The sequence below is a fragment of the bacterium genome, assembly GCA_035505375.1.
GTDB lineage: Bacteria > Hydrothermota > Tepidihabitantia > Tepidihabitantales > Tepidihabitantaceae > UBA2258.
This window is the reverse complement of sequence record DATJQV010000047.1, coordinates 1-6,631: the sequence shown is the minus strand read 5'-3', so window position 1 is coordinate 6,631 and position 6,631 is coordinate 1. Positions and strand designations below refer to the sequence as shown.

The window sequence follows — 6,631 nt, the reverse complement described above, 5'->3', positions numbered from 1 at the left end:
CTTACCTGTCACCCTCTTGTCGCTCGACACATGGACCACGGCGTACTGCCGTCACTCGGTGTCACTCGACGCATTCGACGGAGATACCATCAGAGTCGCATTTCGTCACCGGGCATCAGGGAGCGGTAATGATGTCTACCTGGATGATGTCTGGTTCAGCCACACCTTCTCGCCCGACACGGGCGACACCAGCCATGTTCACATTCCCCCGCGAGACTCGGTGCGGAGCAGCAACGTCGCGCTGCCGAAACTTGCCTTCGCCCAGAGCCCGGCAAGCGGCAGATTCGTCACCGTCCGCTGCTCGCTGGCGGTGGGGAGAGTGCGCAGGCTGACAATCCGCGATGTCGCCGGCAGAGCCGTACGTACATTCGCCCTCAACCCATCCGGCATCACGCAGCTTGACCTGCGCGACTTTCCGCCGGGTGTCTACCTGGCCACTCTACAAGGGTCCGTCCCTCTCGTCTCCCGCAAACTCGTCATCAGTCCCCGCTAGCACTCGGCTTCAACCGCAGCCCATCCCGTCCCGGTGTCCTGAAGCTCGACCCGAGCCAAATCGGTACCGGCGCTTCCGGCTGAACGCTGTAGCTGCCTCAGGGCAGCAATCGTCACATCCAAGTCCAATTCCGACAAACCCGTTAGAAAGCCCCAATGAAGCGTCCTGCCAAGTCCGGTGCAACGACAACCGACCGTACCCGCAAGACTGTCTCCGACAAAGGCCATTCTCGTCTCTATCAGTGGACCTACAGCCGTACCGGTAAGATGTACTTGATGCATCAGTCACTATGCCGCTGGTAGGGCAACAGATACAGCAGTGGATACGTCAGTGCGGTACTCAACATAGTCAACTGACCATAATGCAGATAGTTAGGCCGAACCTAAGATGGTGGATAAGGCTGAACTATGGTCAGGCCTCCGGGCAGCCCACAAGGCTGACCTAGGGCTAGCCTAGGGGCTAGCCCCCTATAATGCATATATTGCAGCATAATAGGCTACCAGGCATTCAGCCGTTAGGACCGCAGAACGCTCGGCCCAGTGTGCAATTATTAAGTTCACGATACTTGCTTTGATTCCAGCGACGCGTTATACTGAAATTGCAGTGTTGTCGCCTGCGGCCAAGCGTAGAAGGCTCCGATCCCCGACTGAACTTGAGGCTGCAGGGACAATACGGAGCGAGGCTGAGATGTGCATACGAACAGGAGGTCTAGATGCCAGTGAAGTCATCAGATGATCGCATATACAACTACACTCTGAAGCACGATACCGAGGTCATCAAGCAGCAGACCGACAAGCGACGGTCCCGGATGCTATCGAAGCAGCTTGACGCGCAGGTCGAACTCACCGCCCTTGAGGAGAAGGCCAAGGTCGTCATCGGCACCCACGGTGTGCCGACCTATACCTATCCCGCCTATCTGAACTTCTGCCGGGAGGCGTGGAAGAAGTCGAAGCACTTCAGCGGTGAGACCCTGAACAAAGAGGTGATGATCATCGAGGACAAGTGGGTGGCGCGGGAGCTGAAGCGCGAGGTGCTGGACCATCTGCGGAAGGACACGCTGGCGATTCCGGACCCGGCCTGAGGAACAGAACATCCGCAGATTCCATAGATTTCGCAGATTCAGCTCCGGAATGGTCAACCACGGATAAACACGGATGATCGGGCCGATTCCTCACATCGGTGTCCATGAGTGTTCATCTGTGGTCAGTCTCCAGTCCGGGACATCTGTGTAATCTGCGTAATCTGCGGATAGTCTTCCCGTTCGGTCCGCCCCTCCTCCAACGTCTGCGTAATCTGCGTCATCTGCGGTTAACCTCCGCCTCCGGTCCGCACCTCTGACAGCATCTGTGTAATCTACGTAATCTGCGGGTGGTCTTCCCGTCCGGCCCGCCCCTCCTCCAACATCTGCGCAATCTGCGTCATCTGCGGTTAACCTCCGCCTCCGGTCCGTACCTCAGAGAGAATCTGTGTAATCGGCGTAATCTGTGGATAGTCTTCCCGTCCGGTCCGCCCCTCCTCCAGCATCTGCGCAATCTGCGTCATCTGCGGTTAACCTTCGCCTCCGGTCCGTACCTCAGAGAGAATCTGTGTAATCGGTGTAATCTGTGGATAGTCTCCGCGTCCGGTCCGCCTCTCCTTCCACATCTATCTCGGTTCCGGGGTTCACGGTCTCTGTTGACAAGCTCCCTTGACGGTCTATATTTGATGGCGAAGGCACCTGTCGGAAGCCGCCGGATACGTCCGGCGCGGGAGGTAGAAATGAAGAACCGCAACGGTTCGCTCTGCTCTGCGCAGGCCGCAGCGCCTGCCTTGGTCTTGCTCCTCTGCCTGCTCATCCCCGGCTCAGCCGCCCTGAGCCAGCCATTCCCGTCGTTCATGCTCGACACTACGCGCGCACTTATACCGGGATTCCACGACGTCATGGGCACGCACGTAGCATTCGGCCCCGATGTGGGACTGGTGGTGTGGGATGCGGAAGGAACGCGAGCGGTACGACTGAACGGTAATGGCGAACTCGTGGACTCTTCTCAGATTGCCATCGGCGGATACGGCTCGCCGGCAGTGGCATGGGGTGAGCATAACTTCCTGGTGGCGTGGGCCGAAACCAACGTGGTCGGATGCGCACTGGTGGACTCGGATGGTCGCATAACGGCACGGGCAGTGCTCCAGAATGGGCATCCCCAAGGTTTGAAAGCGGCAGTCGGCTTCGACGGCACCAACTTTCTCGTGACCTGGATTGCGTACCCTGACACATTCGGCAAGACGGCCTTCTTCTGCCGGGTATCGCAGCAGGGCGTCGTCCTGGATAGTCCGCCTCGTCTTGTGGCGCCGCTGCAGCATGGCAGGCAGGCAGATATAGCACTATGCTTCCATCAGGACAGATATCTTGCGGTTTGGAACGACTGGTACACAATCGGCGTCAGCGGCAACTTCGTCTTTCCGGACGGAACCATAGATGATTCAACCGGGTTCCCTATCAGGCATGGCGTCAGCGCATCCAGTCCATCCGTCACCCATGACCGGAACAACTTCATAGTTGCGTGGAACGACAGCGGCAATGACATCAGAGGCTCACGCGTCACCGACAGCGGTGTGGTTCTGGATGACGGTGGAGTCCTGATCGGGACGTATGCACATGGTGGGACGTCGGCAGCGTCAAATGGAGACACGACGCTGTTCCTTTTCAGGCGTGACTCCGTCTGGGACCTCGACAGCCTGACTCTCGTCGGGGTCCGGATGGACGCGGCGATGAACCGTCTGGATTCAGTGCCGGTGAAGATCTCTGCCGCGGGATATGACGGATGGGGTGACGCACCCGGGGATCCCACGGCTGCCCCGTGCGGCAATGGCTACTTTGTGATTTGGGCGCAGCGACTCATCCGTGGGGAGAACTCCGAAGACAATCGCCAGGCGCTCGCCCGCAGGGTGGGCATAGACGGAAGTCTTGAGGATTCGGTTCCGCGAATCCTGTCCTACAGCGCCAGCATCCAAAACTGCGGCGATTTAGCCTCGGATGGCGCGAATTTTCTCGCCACTTGGTTGGAACAGTCGCGCGATTCCACGTGGGCAAGGAAATTCTCGCTCTGTGCGTCAAGATTCAACATCGAGGGCGCGCTGCTCGACGCTTACCCGATCTGCGTAGCCGGCCCGAAAGAACATGCGCCTTATGCCTGGCCGGCGGTAGCATTCGGAGGTGGATGCTACATGGTGACGTGGGTCGATTCCGCCGCAACGTGGGCGAGAAGAATCAGCCCTGCCGGCGTCCTACTGGACAGCGAGCCGCTGCGGATGCCGGACTCTGGCAAGACATTGGACCCGCCCGACGTCGCGTTCGGCGACTCATCCTTTCTGGTTGTGTGGGCCGAGAGTGGTTCCACGAAAGGCATTCGCGGATGTCGAATCACACCCGCGGGGGCCATTCTGGACTCGGCATCGCTGCAGCTCATGGTGAGACAGGTAGGGCAACCCGTACGTCCCCGAGTCGCATTCGACGGCGCCAACTTCCTCGTCGCACGATGCGATGGCGATATCGTGTACCGTTGCGCCCGCGCCCGGACGAACGGCACACTGTTGGATACCTCCGACATCACGATTGGTCATGGCGGAAGCACACCGGAGCTGGCTTTCGGGAGCGGAGTCTATCTCGTTGTCGACGACGATAACTCCAAATGCTGGCGGGTCTCACCCAGTGGCACGCTCCTCGACTCCGTGAGTCATAAGTATTTCGGCGGCCAGGCCCACGTGGGCTTCGACGGTACTGATTTCACGTTGTTGCTCTGCCGTGCCGACAGCGGGGGATTGTATCAACTCTGTGAGGCCCGTATTACGCCCGCCGGACGGCTGCTGGATTCTTTCCCGTTCCGCTTGGTGACATCGGACACCGGGAGCTCGGTCTGGTCCGGCGGTATGTTGTCAGCCAATGGAGGAGGCGGAGCCGGCATTGCCTTTGCGTGCGACGAGGCGGCCCCCTACCTCGCCGAGCGCATGCGTGCGGCAGCAATCCCGGATGTCGTCGGAGTGCTCTCTCATCACTACGCCGCGACACCGGTCGCGTTCCGCGTGCAGCCTAATCCCGCGTCGCGAATGGTCTCACTGTCCTTCAACCTGACCCAGGCCGGGCCGGTCCGCATCTCGGCATTTGATGTGGCCGGTCGCAAGTACGCCAGTCTGTTCTCCGGTCGTATGAAGACCGGGAACCAAACGCTCTCGCTCGACACGCGCCGACTGGCCAACGGCGTCTACTTCCTTCGCCTGGAGGCGGGAGCGACAACACACTCGACCCGGCTGGTCGTGGCCCGGTAGCAAAGCGCCCAAGAGCGGCTTGGGACACGATCCCAGGCGAAAACTGGGGACAGTCCCTCGGAGGCTCGCGTCGGACGCTCGCCGGTACAGTCCCCGCTTTCGCGGGCATGTCCCCGCCGCTTGACGGTTGACACCGGTAGCGGCCGAGGGTAAGATTCCTCGGGCCGCATGACGAGTTTCGACGTGACAACGCATGTTCGCACCGAGCTTCTCGATATTACCGACAAGGTGAAGGATGCGGTCGCACAGTCCAAGGTCGGTTCCGGGATGTGCTTCGTCTACGTGCCGCACACGACCGCAGGCGTGACGGTGAACGAGAGCTACGACTCGGACGTAGCCAGCGACATCACCGAAGCTCTATCGAAGCTTGTCCCCCATCGCGCCGGCTACGCCCATTCCGAAGGGAATTCCGACGCGCATATCAAGGCGGCAATGGTCGGCTCCTGCCAGGCGATACCGGTCGAGGAAGGGCGACTGGCGCTCGGCCGGTGGCAGGGAGTCTTTTTCTGCGAATTCGACGGCCCGCGGCAGAGGCGGGTCCAGGTACAGGTTATAGGCAAATGAGGGACCGGATAGACCAGAATTCAGAAACCAGAAACCAGAATTCAGAATGTTCCGAAACTCTGGATTCTGGACTCTGCGTTCTGGATTCTGAACTATCCGATTCCGAACTAAGGAGGTAGTTTGGCACACAAGAAGCTGTTCGTCCCCGGCCCGACCGAGGTCAGGGAGGAAGTTCTGAAGGCACAGGGACAGTGGATGATTCCCCACCGTTCCAAGGATTTCGGCGAGCTGAACAAGCGCTGCGTCGACAAGTCGAAGCAGATACTGAACACGAAGAACTACGTGTTCTGGTTCACGTCTTCCGGCACCGGCTGCATGGAAGGCGCGCTGCGCAACGTCGTGACGGGCAAGATCCTGCACACGGTCAACGGCGCGTTCTCGGACCGCTGGTTCAAGATCTCCAAGGCCTGCGGCAAGCAGGCCGGCTCCATCGCCGTCGAATGGGGCAAGGCTATCAAGCCGGAGATGGTGGATGCCGAGCTGGCCAAGGGCGGCTATCAGGCCATCACCATCACCGAGAACGAGACATCGACCGGCGTGCGCAATCCGATTGAGGATATCGCCAAGCTGGTCCGGACCAAGTACCCGGACGTGCTTATCCTGGTCGACGCGGTCTCCGGACTGATGGGCGACTGGTTCGACATCGATGCGCTCGGCCTCGACATCGTCGTCGCTTCGAGCCAGAAGGCGGTCGCGCTGCCGCCCGGCCTCGCCATCTCTATCGTGTCCCAGCGTGCGCTGGACAAGTGCCGCACCGTAACCGACCGCGGTTACTACTTCGACTACGACGCTATGCTGAAGCGGTACGAGAAGGACTTCCAGACCCCGACCACACCGGCCGTGTCGCTCTTCTGGGCGCTCGACGTCGAGCTCGAACACATCGTGAAGGAAGGGATGCAGAACCGCTACCAGCGCCACCTCGAGATGGCGAAGTTCACCCGCGAGTGGGCGAACAAGTATTTCAAGGTCTACCCTGAACCGGGCTACGAGTCGGTAACCCTGACCACGGTTGCCAACACCCGCAACATCGTCGTCAAGGACCTGAACGGCGAGCTGGGCAAGCGCGGGATGCAGATTTCGAACGGCTACGGCGACATCAAGGAAAAGACCTTCCGTATCGCGCACATGGGCGACCTCACAATGGCGGACATGAAGGAAGTCACCGCCGCCATCGTGGATGTGCTCAAGTTGTAGCAATACGTCGGACCTCACACTGCTGACGCCTCGCAGCCTGCCCTCGGCTGCGGGGCGTCGGAGTTTCTCATGACAGCG

General features: G+C 59.9%; 5 protein-coding genes. All 5 read left to right on the top strand.

Going from position 1 to position 6,631, the window contains the following annotated elements; all coding sequences use genetic code 11:
- Positions 1-493: hypothetical protein (locus VMH22_07820; protein HTW91601.1), on the top strand; the 493-nt coding region annotated here is incomplete at its 5' end.
- 712 nt (positions 494-1,205) lie between these two features.
- A complete protein-coding gene (locus VMH22_07815; GenBank protein HTW91600.1) occupies positions 1,206-1,574 on the top strand; it encodes a hypothetical protein in 369 nt (122 codons plus the stop codon).
- Positions 1,575-2,251: 677 nt separating this feature from the next.
- The gene (locus VMH22_07810) at positions 2,252-4,795 is read left to right on the top strand and encodes a T9SS type A sorting domain-containing protein (protein HTW91599.1); all 2,544 of its coding nucleotides are present in this window, start codon (positions 2,252-2,254) and stop codon (positions 4,793-4,795) included.
- Positions 4,796-4,963: 168 nt separating this feature from the next.
- Positions 4,964-5,359, top strand: a complete 396-nt coding sequence (locus VMH22_07805) for a secondary thiamine-phosphate synthase enzyme YjbQ (protein HTW91598.1) — start codon at positions 4,964-4,966, stop codon at positions 5,357-5,359.
- A gap of 120 nt (positions 5,360-5,479) precedes the next feature.
- Entirely contained in the window at positions 5,480-6,553 is a 1,074-nt protein-coding gene (locus VMH22_07800) for an alanine--glyoxylate aminotransferase family protein (GenBank protein HTW91597.1), read from the top strand.
- Positions 6,554-6,631 lie beyond the last annotated feature (78 nt).